Here is a 24,953-nt window from a genome sequence, read left to right on the forward strand (position 1 = left end):
CTGTCTGACAATCGGACCGCTTATAGAAAGCCACGCGGGCAGAGGCAACCTATGGTTCCGACCCTTCGGGCAGTTTCTCGCACCCGCCATCAGACAGGCATTGCTCGCCGGGTTTGCACCACTTGCCGTAGCCGCAGTCGATGGCCTTGATCGGAACGCATCCCTGATGTTCCGAGCATTTGAAACCGGGGCGGCATTGCGATCCGGTTTCCTCGCACAAGAACCACCCGGGACGCGTGCATCCGCCCCCAGGCAGGCACGACGACCCGCGCGCGCAGGTCAGGCCATCGTCGCATATCTGCGGCGGGCCAAGGTCCTCAGGCAAGCTGGGGTCGAAATCGGGTATGGTTTTTTCGCATTGGCCACGCGCGCTGCAAAAGCTGCCTGAGGGACAATCGAGGCTTGAGGTGCAGGCGTTTGCCCCAGCAGGCGCGCAGCGTGTGCCCCCCGCGACGCAGCGCTCGAATGCGCCACAGCTGCGCCCGCCGCCGCAATAAGTTCCGCCCAGGGGAATGCAGTGGCCGTCAAAGCTGCATCTCTGTCCGCCCGAGCAGCATCGGCTACCGCAGGCGAACTGACCCGCCCGGCATTGATCCGCCCCGCCAAGCAACTGGCCCGAGGCGGGTTCGCCGCCGAGGGCAAGCGCCAGAGCTACCAGAAGGAATCGCAGAAAAGTCAGCATGACGCCCGCATGGTCGGTCTGTCCCGGTGCCGAGGCAAGGTCTATTCGCTTTCCCTCAGGCAAAAGCTGGTTAGATTGAGGGGCATGGAATCGGGCTTGGACTATCACACTGCAAAGGCGCTGCTGGAATGGCAGATCGAACTGGGCGCGACCGAGGCGATCGGAGACGTGCCGGTGGACCGCTATACTTTGCCGGATACGACGCCCAAGGTGAAGAAGCCCGCAACCCCTCAAGCCGCGCCGGACAAGCCCAAACAGGTTGATCCAGTTGCGAATGCCAAAGCGGCCGCTCAAGGTACCGCGTCCCTCGACCAGCTGCGCGCGGTGATGGAGGCGTTCGATCATTGTGAACTGAAGCGCGGCGCGCGACAGTTGGTCTTTGCCGATGGCACTCCGGGTGCGCGGGTGATGATCATTGGCGAGGCTCCGGGCCGGGATGAGGATCGCGAAGGTAAACCCTTTGTTGGTCGGGCCGGGCAGCTGTTGGACCGTATGCTAGCGGCGATTGATCTGGACCGCGCGCAGGATGTCTACATCACCAATGTGCTGCCCTGGCGCCCACCGCAGAACCGCGACCCAAAACCCGAAGAGATCGGCATGATGAAGCCGTTCTTGGAACGTCACGTGGCGCTTGCCAAACCCGAAGTGCTGGTGGTGATGGGCAATATCAGCTGTCAGGCGGTTTTGGGCAAACGCGGCATCACACGCTTGCGCGGGAGTTGGGATCAGGCGCTGGACCTGCCTGTCATCCCGATGTTCCACCCCGCGTACCTGCTGCGACAGCCGCAGATGAAACGACAGGCTTGGGCTGATTTGCTCGAGCTGAAAGCGCGACTAGGGGCTGGATGATGCGTATCCTGGCGTTCTCGGACCTTCACATGGCACGTAACCGGGCGGCTGATTTGGTGGCGGCCAGCGCCGATGCGGATTTGGTAATCGGGGCCGGGGACTATTGCAACATGCGGCAGGGGCTGGATGAAGCGATGCAGATGCTTTCTGGCATAGCGGCACCGCTGGTTCTAATCCCGGGCAATGCCGAAAGCGCGGCCGAGTTAATGGATGTCGCCCCCGATGGCGTCCATGTGCTGCATGGCACGGGCATGACCGTCGACGGGTTGCGCTTGTTTGGCTTGGGCTACGGCGTGCCGGTCACGCCGTTTGGCGACTGGTCCTGTGACCTGAGCGAGGCCGAAGCCGCAGAGATGCTGGACCGTTGCGATGGGACGGATGTGCTGGTTGTTCACTCTCCGCCCAAAGGGTTTGGCGATACTACGTCGCAAGGGATGTCCGTCGGATCGGTCGCCGTGCGCGATGCGGTGGAACGCCTGCAACCGGAACTGGTCTTTTGTGGGCATATCCACGATAGCTGGGGCTATCGCGGGTCATTGGGTCGTTCAGAAATCGCCAATCTTGGCCCCAGAACAAATTGGTTTGAGGTTGCGATATGATCGAAACCGTTACTCTGCTGGCCTTTGTCCCTGCCGCGATGTTGCTGAATCTCACACCCGGCGCGGATATGATGTTCTGCTTCGGGCAGGGCCTGAAATCCGGACCCCGTCCGGCGCTGGTGGCAAGCGCCGGGATATCGCTGGGTTTGATGGTGCATGTCCTGCTGGCAGGGCTGGGCCTTGGAGCCTTGGTCAATTCGATGCCATGGCTGTTTGATGTCATCCGCTGGATGGGTGTTGCTTATCTGCTGTATCTGGCCTGGGGCGCAATCCGCAACGGAGCGGTCTCGACCGAAGGGCCAGCAAGGCCGACGCGCATGGCGTTCCGAGACGGGATGGTGGTCAACCTGACAAACCCCAAGATCATTCTGTTCGTTCTGGCCTTTATCCCTCAATTTGTTGATCCCGCGGCGGGCTCGATCCTAGGGCAATTCATGATCTTTGGCGCGATCATCGCATTGGGTGGTTTTGTCGTGAACGGATTGGTTGGCGTGTTCGCTGGCGGTGCCGGCCGGTTGCTGATCGGAAACCCGCGCGCCTCACGCATTATGGGGTGGGTGACGGGCGGGATTTTCACCGCGCTCGCGCTGCGGCTTTCTATTATGGAAAGGGCTTGACGCCTCATGTCACGTATCGACGAAACGATTGAGTTTATTCCCATCCGCATCGCGGTTCTGACCGTCTCGGATACGCGCTCGGTTGATGAGGATCGCTCGGGCCAGACATTGGTGGACCGCATCGAAAAGGCGGGGCATGTGGTTGCAGATCGCAAGATCATCCGGGACGAGCGCGCCCAGATCGCCGATCAACTGCGCGCCTGGGTTGCGGATACCGGAATCGACGTGGTGATCTCGACGGGTGGCACCGGGCTGACCGGGCGGGACGTGACGGTCGAGGCGCATCGCGACGTCTACGAGAAAGAAATCGACGCCTTCGGGACCGTTTTCACCATCATTTCGATGGAGAAGATCGGAACCTCAGCGGTGCAGTCGCGCGCCACGGGTGGCGTGGCGGGCGGAACCTACCTTTTTGCACTTCCGGGCAGCCCCGGGGCCTGCAAGGACGCTTGGGACGGTATCCTCGAGAAACAGCTCGACTATCGCCACCGACCCTGCAATTTCGTGGAAATAATGCCCAGATTGGACGAACATCTGCGACGGAAGTAGACTGGTCGCACGTTCAACACCTTATAACCGCTTTGTGGCTTGGCATATTTCGTGCCTCCGCTACATTTTCCGCAGGGCAGCCCATTTGCAACCGGGATGAATAGTAGATGCGTTTCTTAAGGCAGAGTCTGGTCGGTGTGTTTCTGGCGTCGCTGACGCTGGCCTTGCTGTTTGTCGCCGTTCAGATCGTCACGGGGGCTGTGCAAGAGGTCCTGACCCGCGAGAATGAACAACCCAAAGCGCGCGAGCGGGTCTTTGCGGTGACCGTTCGCCCGGCTGTTTTTGAGACCGTCACGCCCAATCTCGAAGCCTTCGGCGAGGTGCAAAGCCGTCGCCGTCTGGAGTTGCGCGCGGCGCTGGGGGGGCGCGTGATCGCATTGGCGGATGATTTCGAGGATGGCGGCACCGTGACCACGGGTGAGGTCTTGGTTGAACTTGATCCGGCGGATGCGCAATCGGCACTGGATCGTGCCAAGTCGGACGTTCTGGATGCGCAGTTCGAAGAACGTGATGCTGAACGGTCATTGTTGCTGGCGCAGGATGAATTGAAATCAGCCGAGGCGCAGGCCGAGCTGCGTGAGAGAGCCCTGCAGCGTCAACGCGATCTCGAATCTCGTGGCGTAGGGGCAACCGCCAGTGTGGAAGAGGCCGAATTGACCGCCGCCTCCGCTCAGCAATCCGTACTGGCACGCCGCATTGCGCTGGCGCAGGCGGAATCGCGGGTGGATCAGGCCACGACCCTGCTGGCCCGCGCGCGGATTGCGCAGGAAGCCGCAGAGCGGGATCTGGAGGACATGACCATCCGTGCCCGGTTCGGAGGCACCCTGACAGATGTCACGCTGGTCGAAGGGCGTTTGGTCTCGGCAAATGAGAAGCTGGCCGAACTGGTGGATCCTAACGCGTTAGAGGTGGCCTTCCGCGTTTCAACCGCGCAATTCGTGCGCTTGCTCGAAGAAGATGGAGCGCTGATCAGCGCCCCCGTCACCATCTCGCTTGAGGTCACGGGAACCGACCTTACCGCGACAGGCCGGATCAGCCGCGACAGCGGCTCGGCGGGTGAGGGGCAAACCGGACGGTTGATCTATGCGCGGCTCGAGGATGCCTCCGGGTTCAAACCCGGCGATTTCGTGACCGTGACGGTGCAGGAGCAGCCCCTTGAGCAGGTCGTGCGCCTGCCTTCCTCGGTTCTGGATGCCGCCGGAACCGTTCTGGTGCTGGGTGCGGATGATCGCCTAGAAGCCCTGCCTGTACAACTGATCCGCCGTCAGGGCGATGAGGTTCTGCTGCGCGGCGAAGGGCTGGAAGGGCGCGAGGTCGTCGTAGGCCGCACGCCTCTACTGGGGTCCGGGGTTCGCGTGCGCCCCCTGCGCGCCGAGGCCAGCGCAGATCCCGGTCTGGTGGAATTGACCGATGCGAAACGGGCCGAACTGATCACCCATGTTGAGGCCAGCGAGGATATGCCCGAGGCCGAGAAAACACGTATGCTCGGCCAGTTGGAAGAGGCGAAAGTTCCGGCCTCTCTGGTGCGTCGCATTGAAAACCGGGCCGGGGGCTAAGCGCCATGATGCGCGAAATCCCTAGCGCTGCCGGAGGTATCCTAAGCTATTTCACCCGGCACCGAACCGTGGCCAACCTGTTGTTGCTAGTGATGCTTGTGCTTGGCGCGGCGGCCATTCCGAATATGCGGGCACAGTTCTTTCCGGACGTTGTACTGGAACGGGTCGACGTAAATGTCGAATGGGAAGGCGCCGGCCCCGAAGATGTCGACAATGGCATCGTCCAACTGCTCGAACCCGAATTGCTGGCGGTCGAAGGTGTGGCAAGCACCACGGCGACCTCTCGCGAAGGCTCTGCCAGTATCCGGCTGGAGTTCGAACCGAACTGGGACATGTCCCGCGCCGTTGAGGAGGTGCGCACCGCCGTCGACAGCGTCACCAATCTGCCCGAAGATGCCGAAGAGCCCACGATCCGACGGGGGGCCTGGCGCGATCGGGTGACAGATGTGGTCGTCACCGGCCCGGTTGATCCGGACCAGCTGGCCAAGTTCACAGATGAGCTGATCAACCGCCTGTTTGCTGCTGGCGTGACCCGCACTACGATCCGCGGTCTCGCAGCCCCGCGTGTGGTGGTTGAGGTGCCCACCGCGCAGCTGATTGCCAATGATGTGGCTTTGGCCGACATCGCCTCGGCCATTTCGGCTGAGGTCAATGCCAGCCCGGCGGGGGATGTGACGGGTGCCAACGCGCGCATCCGGACCGGCGCAGAAAAGCGCACGCCGGAAGAGATTGAGACCATCGCTCTGCGGACCTTTGCAGACGGATCGAAGCTGTTTGTCGGCGACTTGGCGCAGATCCGGGTGGAAGGGGTCAATCGCAACCGCAGTTACTTTGTCGGGGAAAATCCGGCCATGTCGGTTCGGGTGGACCGTTCCAATCTGGGGGATGCCATCGCGATCCAGCACACGGTCGAGGATGTGGTGAGCGAGATGCAGGCCAGCCTGCCCGAAGGTGTCTCGGTCGAGATGATCCGTACCCGCGCGCAAGCCATCACCGATCGTCTGGATATTCTGATCGACAACGGGCTGGTTGGCCTTGGCCTTGTTGTGTGTCTGCTGTTCCTGTTCCTGAACGCGCGCATTGCTTTCTGGGTTGCTGCGGGTATTCCGGTTGCGATGTCGGCGGCGATTGCGCTGATGTATATCGGTGGCCTGTCGCTGAACATGGTGTCTCTGTTCGGTTTGATCATCACGCTTGGGATCGTGGTGGATGACGCCATCGTTGTCGGCGAACACGCCGATTTCCGTGCCCGCCGTCTGGGCGAGCCGCCCATCGTAGCCGCCGAACGCGCTGCCCGCCGCATGGCCATGCCGGTTTTTGCCGCCACCATCACCACCGTGATCGCCTTTTTCGGCCTGACCCTTGTGGGTGGCCGGTTCGGAGAGTTGATCCGTGATATCCCCTTTACGGTGATCGCGGTGCTGGCGGCCTCACTCATCGAATGCTTCCTGATCCTGCCCAACCACATGTCCCACGCCATTGCGCATTCGGCCAAGGAGCACTGGTATGACCTGCCCAACCGTGTGGTGAACCGGGGCTTCCGTTGGGTGCGGGACACGCTGTTTCGCCCCCTAATCGCTTGGGTCATCTGGGCACGCTATGTCGTGGTTGCGCTCATGCTGGTGATCCTGGCGACCCAGGCTGCCCTATTTATTCGCGGCGATGTGAACTGGCGGTTCTTCAACGCGCCCGAACGCGGCTCGGTCACCGGAAATTTCATCATGGCCGAAGGGGCAACCCGCGCCGACACGATTGCCATGATGCGCGAATTGCAGCGCGCCACCGAAGAGTTGGGCCAGATCTATGAGGAGCGCCACGGGCGCAATCCTTTGGAATATGTTTTGGCCGAAGTTGGCGGCAGCGCAGGGTTCGGTCTGTCCGCCGCCGAGGGCAAGGATGACGACCTTCTGGGTGGTATTTCGATCGAGCTTATCGACGCCGACCTGCGCCCCTATTCCAGCTTCGAATTTGTGGGTGAGCTTCAGGATTTCGTCCCCCGCCATCCCAAGGTTGAGCTGCTGAGCTTCCGGGGCTGGCGTTCGGGTCCCGGAGGGGACGCGATTGACGTGCAGTTCTACGGCGCGGATGTGGACACGCTGAAAGCTGCCTCTGAGGAGTTGCAGACAGAACTGTCGAAATACCCCGAAGTCTCGGCGCTTGAGGACAATCTGGCTTATGACAAAGAGGAATACATCCTCGACCTGACGGCACAGGGTCAGGCGCTGGGTTTCCGCATCGAAACGCTGGGCCGCGTGCTGCGCAACCGGTTGAACGGGATTGAGGCCGCGACCTTCCCCGATGGTCCCCGCAGCGCCGAGATCCGCGTGGAACTGCCCGAGGGCGAGCTGACCGCCGATTTCCTGGAACGCACCCTTATGCGCACGCCGGACGGGGTCTATGTCCCGCTGGCCGACATCGTCTCGGTCGAGCGTAAATCAGGCTTCTCGACCGTCCGGCGCGAGAACGGGTTGCGGGTGATTTCGGTGAATGGCGACATCTCCGAGGATGACCCCGCCCGCGCCGCCGAAATCGGACGTGCCATGAACGAAGAGATACTGCCGCGCATTGCGGGCGAATATCAGGTCGACTGGCGTATGGCTGGCCTGAGCGAACAAGAGGACGAGTTCCTGTCCGAGGCGCGCACCGGTCTGATCCTGTGCCTGACCGGCATCTATCTTGTTCTGGCCTGGGTGTTCGCCAGCTGGTCGCGGCCTCTGGTGGTGATGTCGATCATTCCGTTCGGATTGGTGGGCGCGATCTGGGGGCACTATATCTGGGACGTGCCGCTGAGCATGTTCACCGTTGTCGGGCTTCTGGGCATGACGGGCATTATCGTCAACGACTCGATTGTGCTGGTGACCACCATTGATGGCTACCAGCAGGAGAGGGGGTTGGTGCCCTCGATCATCGAAGGCACGGCCGACCGGTTGCGTCCTGTGATGCTGACCACGCTGACGACGGTGCTGGGGCTAACGCCGCTGCTCTATGAAGGCTCGCAACAGGCGCAATTCCTCAAGCCGACGGTGATCACACTGGTCTATGGGCTGGGCTTCGGAATGGTGCTGGTGCTGGTTCTGGTGCCCGCTCTGCTGGCGATCCTGAACGATTTCGCGCGCCCGATGACGGCGATGCGCCGGGCGATCTACGCGCGGGACCGCATGGTGCAGGCCGCCCTTGGCGCGACCGCTTTGGCGCTGTTGCTCTGGTTTGCGGTGACGCTTGTCTGGCCGATGGTCTCAGGTGCGCCTGCAGACCCATTGGTCGGTCTTTACGGAGGCGCGGAGGCGCCAGAGATTATACGCATGGGTTTGGGAGCGTTTGTGGCGGGTGCCATCCCCATCGTGATCCTGAGCGTGCTGTTGTCCGGGATGTTCTATGCCCGGTTCAAGAGCCGGGTCGGGGCCTAGCGCTCCTTCAGCGCAAGCTGCAACAGGCTTGCTACGCGGTTGCTCATCGGCAGGTCGCCTTTGAGGATCCGCTCGATGGGAAACCATTGCGCGTCCAGCGCATCATCCCCTGCCAAAGGCGTACCCGATTGATATCGGCAAGCCACCCCGACCAGCAAATAGTGCGACAGGACCTGCCCGTTCTCACCTCTCCGCAGCAGGTCTAGATTGTCCAGATAATGCAGCGGTTCAGCCGCGACCGATGTTTCCTCAAGCAATTCCCGTTCTGCGGCCTGAAGGACGGTTTCACCCCATTCCACATGGCCGCCGGGAAACCCCCACAAACCCCTGTCAGGTTCCTTGCTACGTTGCACCAGCAGAACGTGCTCCTGATGCAGCACAACGGCAAGCGCACCGATCTTAGGGGATTGCGTCATAGGGTCAGCCTGCAGAGCATCCCTGAATGTCCACAGCGTGGTTGGCGCCCAGAACCGTGATCCGAATCTCGGACCGATCCAGCGCAAAAGGTGCGCCCGAGGCGCTGATCACCTCGGATCGGGCAATCAGTGTGCCACCCTGCCGCTGCGTTTCGGGTTGCGAGGCCCAAAGGACCGGGTTCCCCGGCTCGATCACCGCAACCTCTTGCCCGCCGGCCGAAGGCATGGTCACCCGCGCCTCGATCTGCATACCGTCCGAGGTTGGGGTCAGATGGCAGCTGGCCTTTGCCACACGCGCTTCGCGGGCCGAGTAGGGGCGTTGCGCCAAAGCGGCTGCGATTGCGGGGTTGCGACCTGCATCAGAGTCAACCTTGTGGTCGAAATCTAGACGCTGCGGGATGCAAACGTCCTTGCACACCCCCAGATCCATCTCACCCCGCAGGCGCACAGGTTTGGCGGGGTTCTTTGGGGTAATCTCGACCGGCAGTACCAGTTGATCCTCGTAGCCGATGGATTTCAGGCCGTTCTGGTCGAAAATCTCGGGCGCGGGCCAGGTGATACGCACGTCGCCCACGTTTCCGGACCCGCTCCAATCGAATTGCGGTGGGATCCCGGCGTCGCCCGGCGCGCGCCAATAGGTCTTCCACCCCTCTTTGAGGGTCAGACGCAGAGCGCCCAGATAGGTCCCATTGGCCGTGCGCCCTCCGTCCAGAACATCCAGCGCTACAACCCCGTCCAAACCCTGCGCCGAGGCGGGTGCGGACAGGCCCAGACAGGCGAGCAGAAGGGCAACCGAAGATTTCATGCGAGTCATCATACCCCATTACATGCGCCGTGCGGACCTGAAATCCAAGTCACGTTCGGGTCACCTGTGTGAAATCTGCTGAAATCAGCTTTGCTCCCTTGCCAATACCAGTGCTGCAGGGTCATTGTTGAGGGGTAACGAGCAAGAGAAACCTCGCATGGACCTGACCGGAAAACTGTTGATTGCGATGCCGGGGATGGGCGATCCGCGCTTTGATCACTCGGTCGTGTATATCTGCAGCTACGGCGACGATGGGGCGATGGGGTTGATCATCAACAAACCCTCTGATCTGCGGTTCAAAACCCTGCTGGGACAGCTCAACATCCCGTGTCGCATTCCCATCATAGGCGAGCGTCTGGTGCATTTCGGAGGCCCGGTCGAGATGTCGCGTGGCTTTGTTCTGCACAGTTCTGACTATGATGCCAACCTGCACTCGATGCAGATTTCGGATGACTTCAGCATGACGGCCACTCTGGACGTGCTTGAGGATATGGCCGCAGGGCGTGGCCCGCTGAACGCGATGCTGACGCTGGGTTATTCCGGCTGGGGACCCGGCCAGCTGGAGGATGAAATCGCGATGAATGGCTGGCTGACTGCGGATGCATCCTCGGAATTGGTGTTCGATGTGCCCGATGACGACAAATGGGAAAAGGCCCTGGCCACGCTGGGTGTTGACCCGCTGACACTATCGGCTAGCGCGGGACGTGCCTAAATTAAGTGTCGCGCGGTGCTGCGGCGCGGCGCAGACGGTCATTGATCGCCGCCCCCAGCCCATGATCGGGGATCGGAGAGACGGCGATCGGACGCCCGGTTTCATTCAGGCTGTGTAACGCGGCGAACAGATTGGCCGCAGCCTCGGTCAGACTGCTTGTTTCAGACAGGTTCATGTCACAGACGACCGGGCCGAATCCCAGCAGAACCTCGTCCCCCTGCACGGTTTCGGCATTCAACCTGACAGGCGCATCTGGCGCGTAGTGCGATTGCAACTGCCCCGGAGCGGTCAGCATATCCCCCGTTTTGTGCAGGTGAAGGCGGGTGTTCAGGACGGTCTCGATCTGTTCCAACGCGACGCCTCCGGGGCGCAGCAAGCTGGGCTCGCCGGTCAGTCCGACGATGGTGGATTCCAACCCGACACCGCAGGGGCCGTCATCCAGAACGGCGGCGATCCGACCACCTAAACCCGCATGAACATGTGCTGCCGTCGTTGGGCTAATCTGACCCGAGGGATTGGCCGATGGCGCCGCAACCGGCCCGTCAACTGCCGCCAGCAAAGCGCGCGCCGTAAGATGCGCAGGCACGCGAACGGCCAAAGTATCCAACCCTGCAGTAACCAGCGATGACACACCGTGCCCCGGCTTCAGCGGCAGAACCAAGGTCAGCGGACCGGGCCAGAACGCATTCGCCAAACGCTCGGCCTGATCAGACCACTGCACAAACCGCTGCGCCGCCTCAACCGAGGCGACATGGGCGATCAGCGGATTGAAACTGGGCCGACCCTTGGCCTCGTAAATCCCGGCCACGGCCTCACCGTTTCTAGCATCACCTCCCAGGCCATAGACCGTCTCGGTCGGGAAGGCGACCAGCAGGCCCTGACGCAACAGATCAGCGGCCCGGGCAATACCTTCGGGGTCGGCTGTTAGCTCAAGAGTGCTGGGGATCATATCTGGTGACGCCGCGTTTTGGTTGCTTGCAACATGGGGAAGAGTAGGTAATCCCAATACGCAAAGATGCATACCGGCGCTGATCGCAGATTCCAAGTGCGGCCGTGCCGACAGACCGCAAGGGAAGCCATGCCATACCGCGCCCCAGTTTCTGACTATGAATTCCTGTTCCGCCATGTGGTGGGTCTGGATCAGATCACGGCCACCGAGAGATTCGCTGACGCAACCCCGGATGTGGTCAGCGCGATCCTTACGGAAGCGGGCAAGATGTGCGAAGAGGTTCTTGCTCCGCTGCAACGCCCCGGTGATCTGGAACCGGCGCGCTTGGAAAACGGCGTTGTTCGCACCTCACCCGGATATTCTGAGGGTTGGAAAGCCATCGCCGAAGGCGGCTGGATCGGGATGAGCGGTAGCCCCGACTATGGCGGCATGGGTCTGCCGATGGCCGTCACGTCGGCGGTCAATGAGATGATGAGCGCGGCCTGCCTGTCGCTGCAGGTGGCCCCCTTGATGTCGCAGGGTCAGATCGAAGCGCTTGAGGCGCATGCCAGTGACGAGCTCAAGGCGCTGTACCTGCCCAAGCTGATGTCGGGCGCCTATTCAGGCACGATGAACCTGACCGAGCCGCAGGCCGGATCGGATGTTGGTGCGTTGACGACGCGAGCAGAACCCAAAGGGGACGGTACCTATGCGGTCACCGGGCAGAAGATCTATATTTCCTGGGGCGACAACGATTTCTGCGAGAATATCTGCCATCTGGTTCTGGCCCGTCTGCCCGACGCGGTTCCGGGCACCAAGGGGATTTCGCTGTTTCTCGTGCCGAAATACTTGCCGGACGCACAGGGCAACCCCGGCGCGGCCAACGACCTAAGCGTCGTGTCGCTGGAACACAAGTTTGGTCTCCATGGCTCTCCGACCTGTGTCATGCAGTATGACGGGGCCACGGGTTGGCTGATCGGGCAGGAGCATGGCGGTATGGCGGCCATGTTCACCATGATGAACAACGCACGTCTGGGTGTCGGTGGTGAGGGTGTCGGCGTCGCCGAGGGCGCGTATCAGCACGCGCTGGCCTATGCGATGGAGCGGAAGCAGGGCAAGACGCCCTCGGGCACGATCATCGACCACGCGGATGTGCGCCGGATGCTGGCCGAAATGCGGGCGGATGTATTTGCGGCGCGGGCGATCATGCTGGCGAATGCCGCAGCGATTGATATGGCGCACGCGACCGGAGATGCCGACTGGGCCGCGCGGGCTGCTCTGCTGACCCCGATTGGCAAGGCTTTTGGCACACAGACCGGGATGCGCGTCGCCGAGACCGGTGTACAGGTTCATGGCGGCATGGGCTTCGTCGAAGAAACAGGGGCAACCCAGTACTACCGCGATGTCCGCGTGACCGCGATTTATGAGGGAACCAACGGCATCCAAGCAATGGATTTGGTCGCCCGCAAGATGATGGACGGTGGAGACGCTGCTGCCAGCTTGCTCGATGAGATCGAAGATCACGCCGAAGAGGCCCGCTCCAAGATGCCCGATCTCGCCGGTCCGGTGTGGGAGGCCACGGAATCCCTGCGCGAAGCGACCGAATGGATGGTGGCGCAGGACAATATGAACGCGCGCTTTGCGGGTGCCGCGGCCTACCTGCGCGCCTTTGCGCGGGTTTTGGGCGGGCACTACCATCTGGCCGCAGCCCTTGCCGATCCGGATGGCCCGCGGGCGCGACTGGCGCGCTACTACATCAATGCCTTGCTGCCCGAATATCTCGGTCTGCTGGCGCAGGCGCAGAACGGGGCGGATGACCTCTTTGCCCTCAGCGCCGAAGATCTGGGCGCGTGATGGACGGCGTGGAGCCATCGGGCATCCGATATCCGTGGCCTGAGCCGCCCGCCCCCGGTGAAGCCATCGAGATTGCCGAGGGCGTGCTGTGGATGCGCCTGCCCCTGCCGATGGCGCTGGACCATGTGAATATCTACGCGCTGGACGATGGCGAAGGGTGGACGGTGATTGATACCGGGATGTCCTCGAATAAAACCCGCCGCATCTGGGCTGAGCTGATGTCGGGCCCTCTGGCGGGAAAGCCCATTCGGCGCGCTGTTGTCACCCATCACCACCCCGACCACGTGGGCAATGCAGGCTGGTTTCAGGCCGAACATGGGGTCGAGCTGGTGACAAGCCGCACCGCTTGGCTGTTTTCGCGGATGCTGACACTGGACGTGCAGGAGAACTGGCCGCAAGAGACGCTGGATTTCTATCAGAGCGCGGGTATGGACCCTGCGTTTCTAGAAAAGCGCAAGGCCGATCGTCCGTTCAACTTTGCCGATACGGTCTATCCCATGCCCCTCGGCTTCACGCGGGTCAAACAGGGTGACGTGATCTGTATCGGTGGGCGTGACTGGGACGTGCATATGGGCAACGGTCACGCGCCCGAACATGTAACACTCTGGAGCCGCGATGATCATTTGGTGCTGAGCGGCGATCAGATCCTCGGCTCGATCAGCCCCAATCTGGGCGTCTATGCAACTGAACCCATGGCCGATCCGGTCTCAGACTGGATCGAGGCCTGCGAGCGGCTGCAAAAACTGGCTCGCCCGGATCATCTGGTTCTGGGGGGCCACAAATTGCCCTTCACCGGTCTGCCACTGCGCATGCGTCAGCTGATCGAGAACCACCACGGCGCGCTAGAGCGTCTGCTGGAATATCTGGACCAACCCAAAGCCGCAGCCGAGTGCTTTGCGCCGCTCTTCAAGCGTACCATTCGTGAGGGCGAATACGGGCTGGCTCTGGTCGAAGCGGTTGCACATATGAACCATCTTCATCACAGTGGAGCTGTAACCCGGACGCGACGCGTGGACGGGGCGTGGACGTTTCAGCGCAAAGGGTGATGAATGCAGGACAAGATCGAAACCTCGGCTGAGGCTGCTGAAGCGGATGCCCTGCCGCGGTGCTATGAGGTTCACGCGGATTCCGAGGCCGAGTCCGGCACCCAGCCCCTGCCGGGGCAGCTGAAAAAACCGGTTGAAACCAAAAGCGCCGCGCAATGGGCGTATGAACGTCTGATCCTCTATATACAGAACTTCGAGAAAACGCTGGATGGCGATCATGAGGTCGCAATGGGCTTTACCGGCGGTGACGCGGGTGTGATGCGTATTCAGGGGATGGGCTATTTCGACCCCGATATCATCACGTTCTTCGGCTCGGACGGAACGGGTGCACGCACGCAGTTGGTGCAGCATGTCAGCCAGCTGAACGTGATGCTGCGCGCTTTGCCCAAATCGGTCGAGGACAAGCCCGCCAACCGCATCGGGTTCCGTCTGGCTGCGGATCTCGAAGACAGCTGACTTGCAATTCATGCCTGCACACCCTTGAATGCATGCATCATTCAAAGGTGTTCGCATGTCCGTTTTTTCAACCGTTACAAATGCCTATTCCGGCGCCTGGGCAAGACGCAGGGTCTTTGTGCCCATCTATCTGGCGGTACGGCTGCTGCTGATCGCGCTGGTCGCGCCCGGTGTCGCTCTAGCAGTCAATCTGGCGGTTTCGCTGTCCGATCAAACCGCGCTGACGGATCAGGATATCGCGGCCTTCATCCTCTCGCCCGCCGGGTTCATTGCGGCCATCGTGGTGCTGAGCCTTTTTCTATTGGCCGAGGTGTTTGTCTTCGCGGTCATGGCTGCCTCTTTGAGGATGGGAGAGGCCGATCCGTGGCGCGCGGGCAGTGCGGCGATCGGTTTGGTTCTGTCGCGCCTGCCATCGCTATTCGGCTTTGCGGCCCGGTTCATTTTGCGGGTTTTGCTATTGGCGCTGCCGTTTCTTGCGGTCGCGGCGTTGATCGCATGGTGGACGCTGACCGAATACGACATCAACTACTACCTGACCTTCCACCCGCCCGCCTTTATGGTGGCTGTGGCCCTGATCGGCGCGGTGGCTCTCGCCATGGCTTGGGTGCTGATCCGCAAGCTGTCGGGCTGGGCTCTGTCACTTCATCTGGTGCTGTTTGAAAACGTCCACCCGGCGCATGTGTTCAATATCAGCACGTCCCGGATGGAGGGCAAACGCGGGCGCTTGAAACTGGCCTTGGTCGCATGGCTGGCGATGCGCCTCGCGATTGCAGCGGTGATTGCATGGGTGGCCGGGCTTTTGTTTGGACTGGTGCCGTTGCAAGGCAGCAGTAACCTGAAATTGGCGCTGACCTATAGCCTCGCGATTGCAGGGCTTTGGTCTCTGGCCGGGCTGGTGCTGGCTGCCTCCGCGCTGGGCGCATTGGCGGTTCTGCTGGACAAGTTCTTTGAACCTCAGACGGATGAGCCGCCACACCCCGAGCCGCGCCGCATGCAGGCCTCGCTGTTCACAGCGGTCGGGCTGGCGGCAGCTGCCCTTCTTCTGGGTGGCTGGTTCGGCCACAATCTGCTGGAACGCGTTCAAGCCGAGGATCATGCCGATGTTATCGGCCACCGGGGGGCTGCGGCGCTGCGGCCCGAAAACACCATGGCCTCGGTTCTTAAGGCAATTGAAGATGGAGCGGATTGGGTTGAGATCGACGTGCAGGAAACAGCCGATGGCGTTGTCATCGTGGCCCATGACAGTGACTTCATGAAACTGGCCGGGGTCCCGACCAAAATCTGGGACGCTACGATGGAGGATGTGGAGTCCATCGACATCGGCAGCTGGTTTGGCCCTGAATATGCCGACCAACGCACCCCAACCCTGCGTGAGGTGCTGGAGGCGACAAAAGGCAAATCCAAAGTCATTATCGAGCTGAAATATTACGGCCACGACGTTGACCTGGAAAACCGGGTCGCCGCGTTGGTCGAAGAGTTCGAAATGCAGGACGACATCGCCACCATGTCGCTCAAATATCCGGCCGTGCAAAAGATGAAGGCGCTGCGCCCGGATTGGCGCGCGGGTGTGCTGGCTGCGACGGCGGTGGGCAACCTGGCGGGGCTGGAAGGCGATTTTGTTGCTGTGAACGCGGCAACAGTGTCCCCGGGACTGATCCGCTCGGTCCACGCGGCGGGTAAGGAGATCTATGTCTGGACGGTGAACGACCCGCTGCAGATGTCGGCAATGGCCTCGATGGGGGTGGACGGGCTGATCACGGACCGCCCGGCCATGGCGCGCGAAGTTCTACGCGTCCGCGCCGAGATGGGCCCGGCGGAACGCGTGCTGCTTTGGCTGGCCACAACTTTCGGCATGACAGTCGATACCGAGGCGATGCGCGATGACAGCCCGTAAACTGGCGTTGGGTCTGTTTTTGCTGGCCAGCCCGGCCACGTCTCAAGACCTGATGCGCGCGGTCGAGATGCCCTCGCACCGTGCCATGATTGCACAACGCGGCGACGCCGAGCTGATCCCGTTCGAAACTGACGGATGCTCTGGCGGGTTGTCGGCCAGTTGGCGCTGGGTGGCCGATACGTTCCCTCAGATCGGCGAGTTGTATCAGGAACATCCGCCCTGGGAGTACTGCTGCGTGACCCATGACCGCGCCTATCACAACGCCGGTGACGCGCAGACGGCCTCCGACAGCTATGATGCGCGCCTCGCCGCTGACCAGGCTTTGCAGGTCTGTGTCGAAACCCATGGCGAGACCTACGCACAGGCCTATGCGGAACGCTATGACATGACCCCCGAGCAGATCCGCTCGGTCCATTCGCTGACCTCGGATGCCCTCTACGGCGCGGTCCGATTCGGCGGCGGCCCCTGTAGCGGACTGCCGTGGCGGTGGGGATTCGGCTATCCAGGGTGTTTTGTGTTGGGTGACAGGGTCCCTGCGCTGGAATGACGTGGTGACAGGCCCGAAATTTTCGATTATCCAGCGATTAAACACGCGAACTGGGAATCTGAGACTCATGGCTGAACACAAGCACGGCGAAATGGACATCACCGTTCAAACCAAAACCTTTGAGGGCTTCATCAAGGCTACCGTCTGGTGCTGTGTCGCCATCGCGATACTGGCGTTCCTGCTGGCGCTTTACGCTTCCTAAATCTTTCGGGGTCGACCGTGTTCAGGATTTTGATCGCCTGCCTTTTGGCGGCAACAGTGGCTGCCTGCGCGAATTCTAAACGCCCTCAGGCAGATCAGGCTGAGATCGTATCGCGGTCCTACCGTGATCCTGGGCCGTCGACCCTGACGCTCTATACGATGATCAACACGCGCTCCGGTTCGGGGGCGCATACCTCGTTGATGATCGGTGCCAGCGAGAGGGTGATTTTTGATCCAGCAGGCTCGTTCCGGGCGGATATCGTTCCGGTGCGGGATGATGTTCTCTATGGCATCACCCCGGCGGTCGAGCGCGCCTATCGCAGCTCTCATGCGCGCGAGACGCATTTTGCCCGCATCCAGACCATTCAGGTGACGCCGCAACAGGCTGAGATAGCGTTGCAACTGGCCAAGCAGACCGGGCCCGTCGCAGGGTCTTTTTGCGCCAATTCAACCGCGCGGCTATTGCAGCAGGTGCCCGGATTCGAGCAGATCGAAGTGACCTTCTTTCCGATTAAGCTTTCGGAACAGTTCGCCGAAATTCCCGGTGTCATAACTGAAGAATATCGCGAGAATGACGATGCCGATCTGCAAAAAGGTCTGGCAGCCAATAACGCCGCTCTGAACCAGCTGGATGCAGCTTCAAGCCAGTAGATAAAGCAGACCGTAAAGTGTGCCCGCGCCGTAAAAGATCGCGGCCAGCACGTTTTTGGTGAACACTCCAACAGACAGCGTCACCGCCGCAGCCGCCATTCGGGCTGCATCCGGTTGGCCTTCGGTCGCGGCGGGCCATACGACCAGCGGCGCGATCAGCGCAGGCAGGATCGCCACGGCGGTGTAGCGCAGGTGGCGCAGCAGCCAGGGTGGCATCGGGCGGTCTCCGACAAAGCCGATGAACACAAAGCGCAGGGCAAAGCTGCCGATGGCCAGGCCGATAATGACGGTCCACATGGTGGTGGGGTCGATCTGCGTCATGCGTGCGCCTTTCTACGATCCAGGATCACCTCGGCCTGAGCACCAGCGATCATGCCTGCGGTTCCGGCGATCAGCAGGCCCAGATTGAACGGCACGCTCACGGCCAGCAACGACACAACCAGCGCTACAAGGGCTGCAATGACATGGGGCAGCGTCCGCATCATCGGCCCCAGCATGGCCAGAAAGGTAATCGGCAGGGCGAAATCCAAAGCCCAGCTTTCGGGAATCCGGGTACCCAAAACCGCGCCCAGATAGGTCGCCAGAATCCAGCACGGCGTGATCGGCGTGACCGAGCCGATGAAATAAGCCATGCGCTGCGGCACGGTCATCTTTGGCTCTTTCTCAAACTGAACGATCGAACAGGCATAAGACTGGTCAACCGTCAGATAGGCGGCGCAGGCCCGCTGCCACATTGGGGCAGCCCCCAGAAACGGCGTCAGTGAGGCCGAATACATCGCCACTCTCAAATTCACCGCAAGGGCCGAGGCCAGTACAATGGCTGTCGGCGCGTTCTCCTGCAGCAATTGCAGGGCGGTGAATTGCGCTGCTCCGGCGAAAACCGTGGCCGAGAATGCGACGACCTGAACGATATCCAGCCCGGCCTCGGCGGCGAAAACCCCGAACAGGGTCCCAAATGGAATCGCGACAAAAATGAAGGGTGTCCCGTCGCGAAACCCTTTCCAGAAGTATGACTTGGATGTGGCGTCTGCCATGGCTAAACCCTATGGTACTCGCAGCAGCAGTAGCGGTCTTGGGAAGGGGTTGCAATTGGTGACAGAACTGGATGTCTCGGACTATATCATCGCCCCCGATCCCGGCTCCGCGCGTTTGACGCGCGCCGTTGAAGGCGTGGACCAGAATGGCGAGGTCAGCCAGATTTCGGTGGTTGAGGAACGCCCGCTGACGATTTTCCTCAATTCCCAGGAAATCGTGACGGCGATGACCATTGGCGACTATCCCGAGTATCTGGCGCTGGGCTTCCTGCGCAATCAGGGGATGTTGCTGGCTGATGATGAAATCACACGGGTTGACTATGACGATGACCTCGAAACCGTAGTTGTGCGGACAGCGCGCGAAACCTCCTATGAGGACAAGCTGAAGAAAAAGACCCGCACCAGCGGCTGTGCCGTGGGCACGGTCTTTGGCGACATGATGGAGGGGTTGGAGGACGTGCGCCTGCCACAGGTTTCGGTCCGGACCTCGTGGCTCTATGATCTGGCCGCCAAGATCAATCGCACGCCGTCTTTGTACCTTGAGGCTGGTGCGATCCATGGGACGGTTCTGTGCCGTGAAAGCCGGCCGCTTGTGTATATGGAGGATGTGGGTCGCCACAACGCCGTCGACAAAATCGCCGGCTGGATGCTGTCCGAGAATGAGACGGCGGAGGACAAGATCCTCTACACCACCGGGCGTTTGACCTCGGAAATGGTGATCAAAACGGCGATGATGGGCATTCCGGTTCTGGCGTCCCGATCTGGTTTCACCGCCTGGGGCGTCGAGATCGCCCGCGAGGTCGGCCTGACCCTGATCGGCCGCATGCGCGGGCAGCGCTTTGTGTGCCTGTCCGGCGAGGATCGCCTGCTGCGCGACGTGGACCCAGCGAGCGTGGCCGTCGAGGACAAGAAACATCGCAGGAAGAGCGCGGGATGATTGAAATGCTCGCAGGGCTTGAAGAGTTGCTGGTCCTCCCGATCCTCTGTGCCACGATGCTCTATTCCGTGAAGTACCAATATGCGGATGAGCTGGCGATAGATATGGCGCTGGCGACCTATCCCGACGAGGTGATGGATCAGCTTGGATGGGGCGCTTTGACCGATTTGATCGCAACCTCTCGTGCGCCCGTTAGCGCGTCGCAGCGAAAGTCGACGCGTCTGCGTATCTTTTTTTGGGGACTTCCCGCGCTGAAAGGGCTGGATAGGTCGACCCGAACCGCGGCGCGGCGATATCGGCTGAACACCGCGGCCATGTTTCTTTCTGGATTTCTGGTCGCCAGCATTTGGTCTTTCTGGCTGGGTGGTCTTCTGGTTTTGTTTGTTGTCGTCATCTTTTTACGAACACCGAACTGGCCCACGCTGAAAGGACTGACAACATGACCAAACCCCTCGGAGTGATCCTCGCAGGTGGCCTTGCGACCCGGATGGGCGGTGGAGACAAAGGGCTTTTGCAGATCGGCGGGCAAAGCTTGTTGTCTCATGTCATCGACCGGCTCGGCCCGCAGGTGGATAGCCTCGCGTTGAACGCCAACGGAGACGCAGCGCGGTTTGCGGAATGGAATCTGCCCGTTCTGCCGGACTCGATTGAAGGGTTTGCAGGCCCTTTGGCCGGGGTTTTGGCCGGGCTGGATTGGGCGGCAGAGCAGGACGCAGACAGTATCGTCACCGCTGCCGCAGACACGCCGTTCTTCCCGCGTGATTTGGTGGCGCGGCTGACCGACGAAGCTCAGGGTCAAACGCATCCTTTGGTCCTTGCCACGACGCCCCGCACTGGGGACGAGGCCTTGAAGTCAGGCGGCAAGAAGGTCAACCGGCACCCGACATTCGGCCTCTGGCCTGTGGCGCTGCGCGATGATCTGCGTGCCGCTTTGAACGACGGGCTGCGTAAGGTCGTACTGTGGACCGACAAGCATGACGGGCGCGAGGCGCTTTTTCCCGCCGACCCGTTCGATCCGTTCTTCAATGTCAACACACCGGACGACCTCGTGCGCGTCGAAAAACTGTTGGAGCAGGCATGAGGGTCTACGGCGTCACCGGCTGGAAGAACGCAGGCAAAACCGGGCTGATGGAGCGGCTGGTGGCCGAGATCACTGGGCGCGGCTACACCGTCTCGACCGTCAAACACGCGCATCATTCCTTTGACGTCGATCAGCCGGGTCGCGATAGCCATCGCCACAGAATGGCAGGCGCGAGCGAGGTTCTTCTGGCCTCGGGGCAGCGCGTCGCCCTGATGCAGGAATTGCGTGGCGCGGAGGAGCCTACGCTGGCCTCTCTGCTCGCCCGCCTCTCTCCCGTCGATCTGGTGCTGATCGAGGGCTATAAACGCGAACGCCACCCCAAGGTCGAGGCCTTCCGCGCCGAGCCGGGCAATGACCTGATCGCCCCGTCGGATGACACGATCCGCGCTGTGGCCAGTGATACTCCGCTGAATCTGGACCGACCCGTGTTCGATCTGAACGACACGGCGGCGATTGCGGATTTCATCCTCTCCGAGGTCGGTTTGTGAGCCCTTTCGACAGCTTTGCGATGGTCGATTGGTCCGGTGGCAACGACACTGGACCGCGCCCTCGCAAAGATGCCATCTGGGTCTGCGTGGTGCGCGACGGCGCGGTGCAGGTATTGGACTACCTGCGCAACCGGGTGGTCGCCGAGGATTGGTTGCGTAGCCTGATCGACACTGAACTGACTGCAGGTCGCCGCCTGATGCTGGGGTTTGATTTCCCGTTCGGCTATCCCGCAGGCTTTGCCAAGGCGATCACCGGAACACATGATCCGATTGCCCTGTGGGACTGGTTCGAAGATCGGATTGAGGACTCTCCGAGCTCCAACAACCGCTTTGACCTCGCGGGGGAGATCAATGCGGGCTTTGGCGGCAAAGGCCCGTTCTGGATGAATGGCCTGCGGCGCGACATCGCCGGGTTGCCGCGCACGAAACAGGACTATTGCAACCCGTTTCCGGACCGCCGCGCGGTTGAGCATTTGGCCAAAGGCAGCTTTACCTGTTGGCAAATGGCAGGGGCAGGGGCCGTCGGTGGGCAAGTTATGATGGGCTTGCCCGTGTTGAACCGGCTACGCCGCGCCTTCGCGGGCAAGATCGTCGTTTGGCCCTTTCAGCCTTTGGATAAACCGGTGGCGATTGTCGAGATCTGGCCCTCGCTCAACCTTGGTGCAGCGCCGCCGGATCGGATCAAGGATGCGTGGCAGGTCGAACAGGTTGCCTTGACTCTGTCGCGGATGACGGATCAGGAATTGGACAGACAGTTGAACGTTTCAACCTCAGAGGAGGGGTGGATCTTGGGTGTAGCGCAGGACAAACCGAACATATCGCCTCCGCCATTGCGAAACGATTGTTTTGCCTTGCCTGCCGGGGTGAACTGGACGCCCGTGGATGATGCGCTCGCGTTGCTGCGGGATCGGTTGCGCCCCGTCACAGGGGCCGAGGTGGTGCCGCTTGCGCAGGCCATGGGCCGCGTTCTGGCCGAGGATGTGGTGGCGCAGCGCTCGAACCCGCCGCAGCCCAACACGGCAGTAGATGGCTATGGGTTCGCAGGCCCCGCCACTGAGGGCGCGCAGGTGATGCCACTGACCGAGGGGCGCGCCGCGGCGGGTTTTCCGTTCGATGGCACGCTTCCTTCAGGCCACGCGTTGCGCATACTGACCGGCGCGGCTCTGCCAGAAGGCGTGGACACGGTCATTCTGGAAGAGGACGTGACGGTTCAGGACGGCCACATTGCCTTCCATGGTCCTCTGAAAAAGGGCGCAAACACGCGCCGCGCGGGTGAGGATATTGCATCGGGCGAGGTCGCCCTGACAGCCGGTCGCAAGCTGACACCGGCCGACATGGCGCTTTTGTCAGCGGTCGGTGTTTCCGAGGTGCTCGTGCGCAAACCTCTGCGCGTGGCCGTTGTGTCCACTGGGGATGAACTTGTAGAGCCGGGCGAGGCAGCAGGTGCCGGGCAGATATATGACGCGAACCGGCCCATGCTGTTGTCTTTGATCGACCGTATGGGCTTTGTGCCAGTCGATCTGGGTCGTGTCGCCGACGACCGCGAAACCTTGCGGGCGAGGTTGGATGAGGCTGCCACGCAGGCCGATGTAATCCTGACCAGCGGCGGCGCTTCGGCGGGGGATGAGGACCATGTTTCGGCTCTGCTGCGCGAGGCGGGGGCGATGCAGGAATGGCGAATTGCCCTCAAACCCGGTCGCCCTCTGGCTCTGGGTATGTGGTCGGGCACGCCGGTTTTTGGCCTGCCCGGCAACCCGGTGGCCGCCTTGGTTTGTACCTTGATCTTCGCCCGCCCTGCCCTGTGCCAGATGTCAGGGCAGGGGTGGGCAGAGCCACAGGGTTTCGAGGTTCCCGCCGCTTTTGAGAAACGCAAGAAACCCGGTCGCCGGGAATATCTGCGCGCCCGTATTCGCGAGGGGCGGGTCGAGGTTTTTCACTCGGAGGGCTCGGGCCGGATCAGCGGGCTAAGCTGGGCCGAGGGGCTGGTTGAGATCGAAGACGGCGCGCGCCACATCCAGCCGGGCGATCTGGTGCGCTTTATCCCTTACGGCAGTTTTGGGCTGTGACGGTCACGGTTTCAAAAGGCTTTAGCGAGGTTGAAAGGCCCCAAGCCGCAACCCTGTTCTGGCAGGCCTTTGCGGCCAAGCTGCACAAGGTGATGGGGCCGGATGAAAAAGGGTTGGCCTTCTTTGAAACGGCCCTCGACCCGGAATTCGCGCTGGTTGCGCGCGCCGCTGATGGCCGGATGCTGGGCCTTGCGGGGTTCAAGACCAACAAAGGCGGCTTTGCGGGCGGCAGCCTGTCGGACCTCGCCCGCGTTTATGGCTGGTTCGGGGCGCTCTGGCGCGGCGTGGTTCTGAGCGTGTTGGAGCGCGATCTGCAGCCCGGTGTGTTCCAGATGGACGGCATCTTTGTCGCGGCTGAGGCCCGCGGGCAGGGCATTGGAACAACACTGCTCTCTGCCATCAAGGCTGAGGCGCAGCGCCGTGGTATGGCCGAGGTGCAACTGGATGTGATCGACACCAACCCACGCGCGCAGGCCCTGTATGAACGCGAAGGGTTCAAACCTGTGGGTGTTGAGAAAACCGGCCCGTTTCGGCACCTGTTCGGCTTCAGCCGCGCCACCAAGATGAGCTGGCCTGTACCTACCACCTAGTCGAAGGTGCCAGCCACACGCCCCAACAGCATGAAGGCCCGCGCGGTTCTTGTATCACCAAGGGCGGTCAGTTCCGCGTCACTGGCATTGGCCTCGAATTCGACGATCATGTTGTCAAAGCGGCGCAGGAAATGGTGTGCGGCATCCCGGAAGATCGGATCCTGTTTCATCCGCGCCGCCGTCAGCGCCAGCGACGAACGATCCCGAATCCCGCCCAAAGCCGCGACCGAGCGTCCACGTGCGCCCTGCGCAAACTGACGCCAGACCTCGGGCCGTGCCATGTCGGGGCGCAGGTCATCCATATAGATGCCTTCTTGGCTGAGCAGGGTCAGAACATCCTGCGAGGCCTGCACCAGTTTGGAGGCTTTTCGATCCTTCAACGCCATCCTAAGCGCGGTGAAGCCCTCGATGTCTTTCTCGGTCTCGGGGAAGTTCAGCGCGCGGATGAAAGTATCGGTGGTTAGCGGCGGTGTAATCTCTTCGGCGGTGGTGCCCAACGCCAGCGAGGTCTGCCCGCCCGGCGCAGGTGGGTCGACCGGCAAGGGTTCACGCCGTTTACTGGAAAAGGTGGCCAACGCGTCCTCGGCCTTTTTCGTCACAGCGGCGATTTCGTCCAGCTTCTTGGACACCGTCGGCTCATACGAGCTGGCGGCGCGCTGTTGCTGAACGACATAGGCTTGACGGATTGCATCAATCGCGGTTTGCAACCGTGCGCTTTCCTCGCGCATGACGCGACTGGCACGCATCGCCGTTGCGGCAACCCAGATCATCGCTACCGGCAAGAAAACCGCCAATAGGGTCACAATGAACCCGCCACCCTGTGTCTGGTCGGGCAGCACAAGGAATACGACCGAGACCACCAGCCAGATGACACTTAGCACCCCGGCCGCAATCTCGATCGAGGTCACAGACGGGCGCTGAGGACGATCATAGATGCCCAGCGAGGTTGGCCGTTCGCTTTCCTGGTCAGGTTGTGGCCCCGACATGA

General features: G+C 61.5%; 27 protein-coding genes. 20 read left to right on the plus strand and 7 right to left on the minus strand.

The window, feature by feature from the left end; translation table 11 throughout:
* Positions 1-49: 49 nt before the first annotated feature.
* Complete coding sequence (locus ACR0AI_RS16005) at positions 50-325, minus strand: hypothetical protein (protein ID WP_480675484.1); 276 nt, start codon at positions 323-325, stop codon at positions 50-52.
* 441 nt (positions 326-766) lie between these two features.
* Here ACR0AI_RS16005 and ACR0AI_RS16010 point away from each other — a divergent pair, with 441 nt between their 5' ends.
* The 6 genes from ACR0AI_RS16010 (at position 767) to ACR0AI_RS16035 (ending at position 8,259) form a co-directional block, all read left to right on the plus strand.
* Positions 767-1,531 carry a uracil-DNA glycosylase gene (locus ACR0AI_RS16010; RefSeq protein ID WP_480675783.1) on the plus strand — a complete coding sequence of 255 codons (765 nt, stop codon included), beginning with the start codon at positions 767-769 and terminating at the stop codon, positions 1,529-1,531.
* Complete coding sequence (locus tag ACR0AI_RS16015; protein ID WP_480541307.1) at positions 1,531-2,130, plus strand: metallophosphoesterase family protein; 600 nt, start codon at positions 1,531-1,533, stop codon at positions 2,128-2,130. The genes ACR0AI_RS16010 and ACR0AI_RS16015 overlap by 1 nt, the downstream gene beginning before the upstream one ends.
* Complete coding sequence (locus ACR0AI_RS16020; protein WP_480527313.1) at positions 2,127-2,747, plus strand: LysE family translocator; 621 nt, start codon at positions 2,127-2,129, stop codon at positions 2,745-2,747. The genes ACR0AI_RS16015 and ACR0AI_RS16020 overlap by 4 nt, the downstream gene beginning before the upstream one ends.
* 6 nt (positions 2,748-2,753) lie before the next feature.
* The gene (moaB, locus tag ACR0AI_RS16025) at positions 2,754-3,296 is read left to right on the plus strand and encodes a molybdenum cofactor biosynthesis protein B (protein WP_170379098.1); all 543 of its coding nucleotides are present in this window, start codon (positions 2,754-2,756) and stop codon (positions 3,294-3,296) included.
* Positions 3,297-3,403: 107 nt separating this feature from the next.
* Positions 3,404-4,852 carry an efflux RND transporter periplasmic adaptor subunit gene (locus ACR0AI_RS16030; protein WP_480675487.1) on the plus strand — a complete coding sequence of 483 codons (1,449 nt, stop codon included), beginning with the start codon at positions 3,404-3,406 and terminating at the stop codon, positions 4,850-4,852.
* A gap of 5 nt (positions 4,853-4,857) precedes the next feature.
* Complete coding sequence (locus ACR0AI_RS16035; RefSeq protein ID WP_480675489.1) at positions 4,858-8,259, plus strand: efflux RND transporter permease subunit; 3,402 nt, start codon at positions 4,858-4,860, stop codon at positions 8,257-8,259.
* Here the strand turns inward: ACR0AI_RS16035 and ACR0AI_RS16040 are convergent.
* Entirely contained in the window at positions 8,256-8,675 is a 420-nt protein-coding gene (locus ACR0AI_RS16040) for an NUDIX hydrolase (RefSeq protein WP_480675491.1), read from the minus strand. The two genes, ACR0AI_RS16035 and ACR0AI_RS16040, sit on opposite strands and share 4 nt — an antisense overlap.
* 4 nt (positions 8,676-8,679) lie before the next feature.
* Positions 8,680-9,489 (minus strand): protein-disulfide reductase DsbD domain-containing protein, encoded by an 810-nt coding sequence (locus ACR0AI_RS16045; RefSeq protein ID WP_480541167.1) that lies wholly within the window; start codon positions 9,487-9,489, stop codon positions 8,680-8,682.
* 148 nt (positions 9,490-9,637) lie between these two features.
* Between ACR0AI_RS16045 and ACR0AI_RS16050 the strand changes: the two genes are divergently transcribed.
* Positions 9,638-10,192, plus strand: coding sequence for a YqgE/AlgH family protein (locus tag ACR0AI_RS16050; protein ID WP_170379089.1), 555 nt, complete (start codon positions 9,638-9,640; stop codon positions 10,190-10,192).
* 1 nt (position 10,193) lies between these two features.
* Here ACR0AI_RS16050 and ACR0AI_RS16055 read toward each other — a convergent pair whose 3' ends face one another.
* Positions 10,194-11,141, minus strand: coding sequence for an L-threonylcarbamoyladenylate synthase (locus tag ACR0AI_RS16055; protein WP_480675493.1), 948 nt, complete (start codon positions 11,139-11,141; stop codon positions 10,194-10,196).
* A gap of 129 nt (positions 11,142-11,270) precedes the next feature.
* On the opposite strand from ACR0AI_RS16055, the gene ACR0AI_RS16060 reads away from it, so the two are divergent.
* The 7 genes from ACR0AI_RS16060 (at position 11,271) to ACR0AI_RS16090 (ending at position 17,769) form a co-directional block, all read left to right on the plus strand.
* Positions 11,271-12,974 (plus strand): acyl-CoA dehydrogenase, encoded by a 1,704-nt coding sequence (locus ACR0AI_RS16060; RefSeq protein WP_480675495.1) that lies wholly within the window; start codon positions 11,271-11,273, stop codon positions 12,972-12,974.
* The gene (locus tag ACR0AI_RS16065; RefSeq protein ID WP_480675497.1) at positions 12,974-14,020 is read left to right on the plus strand and encodes an MBL fold metallo-hydrolase; all 1,047 of its coding nucleotides are present in this window, start codon (positions 12,974-12,976) and stop codon (positions 14,018-14,020) included. The genes ACR0AI_RS16060 and ACR0AI_RS16065 overlap by 1 nt, the downstream gene beginning before the upstream one ends.
* 3 nt (positions 14,021-14,023) lie before the next feature.
* Positions 14,024-14,476 carry a DUF6173 family protein gene (locus ACR0AI_RS16070; protein WP_170379083.1) on the plus strand — a complete coding sequence of 151 codons (453 nt, stop codon included), beginning with the start codon at positions 14,024-14,026 and terminating at the stop codon, positions 14,474-14,476.
* A 55-nt stretch (positions 14,477-14,531) separates the two neighbouring features.
* Positions 14,532-16,370, plus strand: a complete 1,839-nt coding sequence (locus tag ACR0AI_RS16075) for a glycerophosphodiester phosphodiesterase (RefSeq protein WP_480675499.1) — start codon at positions 14,532-14,534, stop codon at positions 16,368-16,370.
* Positions 16,357-16,917, plus strand: a complete 561-nt coding sequence (locus tag ACR0AI_RS16080; protein WP_480675501.1) for a hypothetical protein — start codon at positions 16,357-16,359, stop codon at positions 16,915-16,917. The genes ACR0AI_RS16075 and ACR0AI_RS16080 overlap by 14 nt, the downstream gene beginning before the upstream one ends.
* Before the next feature lie 67 nt (positions 16,918-16,984).
* Positions 16,985-17,119, plus strand: coding sequence for an aa3-type cytochrome c oxidase subunit IV (locus ACR0AI_RS16085; protein WP_170379077.1), 135 nt, complete (start codon positions 16,985-16,987; stop codon positions 17,117-17,119).
* A gap of 17 nt (positions 17,120-17,136) precedes the next feature.
* Positions 17,137-17,769, plus strand: a complete 633-nt coding sequence (locus tag ACR0AI_RS16090; RefSeq protein WP_480675503.1) for a hypothetical protein — start codon at positions 17,137-17,139, stop codon at positions 17,767-17,769.
* Here ACR0AI_RS16090 and ACR0AI_RS16095 read toward each other — a convergent pair.
* Both ACR0AI_RS16095 and ACR0AI_RS16100 read right to left on the minus strand, forming a co-directional pair.
* The gene (locus ACR0AI_RS16095) at positions 17,758-18,090 is read right to left on the minus strand and encodes an AzlD domain-containing protein (RefSeq protein ID WP_480675505.1); all 333 of its coding nucleotides are present in this window, start codon (positions 18,088-18,090) and stop codon (positions 17,758-17,760) included. The genes ACR0AI_RS16090 and ACR0AI_RS16095 overlap by 12 nt on opposite strands.
* Positions 18,087-18,803 (minus strand): AzlC family ABC transporter permease, encoded by a 717-nt coding sequence (locus tag ACR0AI_RS16100; RefSeq protein ID WP_170379071.1) that lies wholly within the window; start codon positions 18,801-18,803, stop codon positions 18,087-18,089. Before ACR0AI_RS16100 ends, ACR0AI_RS16095 begins: the two co-directional genes overlap by 4 nt.
* Between ACR0AI_RS16100 and ACR0AI_RS16105 the strand changes: the two genes are divergently transcribed.
* From ACR0AI_RS16105 to ACR0AI_RS16130, 6 genes are read left to right on the plus strand one after another with little or no spacing between them, the layout of a single operon-like run.
* Positions 18,802-19,740 (plus strand): formate dehydrogenase accessory sulfurtransferase FdhD, encoded by a 939-nt coding sequence (locus ACR0AI_RS16105; protein ID WP_480675507.1) that lies wholly within the window; start codon positions 18,802-18,804, stop codon positions 19,738-19,740. The genes ACR0AI_RS16100 and ACR0AI_RS16105 overlap by 2 nt on opposite strands.
* Positions 19,737-20,183 carry a hypothetical protein gene (locus tag ACR0AI_RS16110; RefSeq protein ID WP_480675509.1) on the plus strand — a complete coding sequence of 149 codons (447 nt, stop codon included), beginning with the start codon at positions 19,737-19,739 and terminating at the stop codon, positions 20,181-20,183. The genes ACR0AI_RS16105 and ACR0AI_RS16110 overlap by 4 nt, the downstream gene beginning before the upstream one ends.
* Complete coding sequence (gene mobA / locus ACR0AI_RS16115; RefSeq protein ID WP_480675511.1) at positions 20,180-20,821, plus strand: molybdenum cofactor guanylyltransferase MobA; 642 nt, start codon at positions 20,180-20,182, stop codon at positions 20,819-20,821. Before ACR0AI_RS16110 ends, mobA begins: the two co-directional genes overlap by 4 nt.
* The gene (gene mobB, locus ACR0AI_RS16120) at positions 20,818-21,309 is read left to right on the plus strand and encodes a molybdopterin-guanine dinucleotide biosynthesis protein B (protein WP_480675513.1); all 492 of its coding nucleotides are present in this window, start codon (positions 20,818-20,820) and stop codon (positions 21,307-21,309) included. The genes mobA and mobB overlap by 4 nt, the downstream gene beginning before the upstream one ends.
* Positions 21,306-23,375, plus strand: coding sequence for a molybdopterin-binding protein (locus ACR0AI_RS16125; RefSeq protein ID WP_480675515.1), 2,070 nt, complete (start codon positions 21,306-21,308; stop codon positions 23,373-23,375). Before mobB ends, ACR0AI_RS16125 begins: the two co-directional genes overlap by 4 nt.
* Positions 23,372-23,965, plus strand: a complete 594-nt coding sequence (locus tag ACR0AI_RS16130) for a GNAT family N-acetyltransferase (RefSeq protein ID WP_480675517.1) — start codon at positions 23,372-23,374, stop codon at positions 23,963-23,965. Before ACR0AI_RS16125 ends, ACR0AI_RS16130 begins: the two co-directional genes overlap by 4 nt.
* Here the strand turns inward: ACR0AI_RS16130 and ACR0AI_RS16135 are convergent.
* On the minus strand, positions 23,962-24,951 hold the full coding sequence (locus ACR0AI_RS16135) for a hypothetical protein (protein ID WP_480675519.1): 990 nt from the start codon (positions 24,949-24,951) through the stop codon (positions 23,962-23,964). The genes ACR0AI_RS16130 and ACR0AI_RS16135 overlap by 4 nt on opposite strands.
* Between the last annotated feature and the right edge of the window lie 2 nt (positions 24,952-24,953).

Source organism: Ruegeria sp. BG3 (assembly GCF_056538485.1).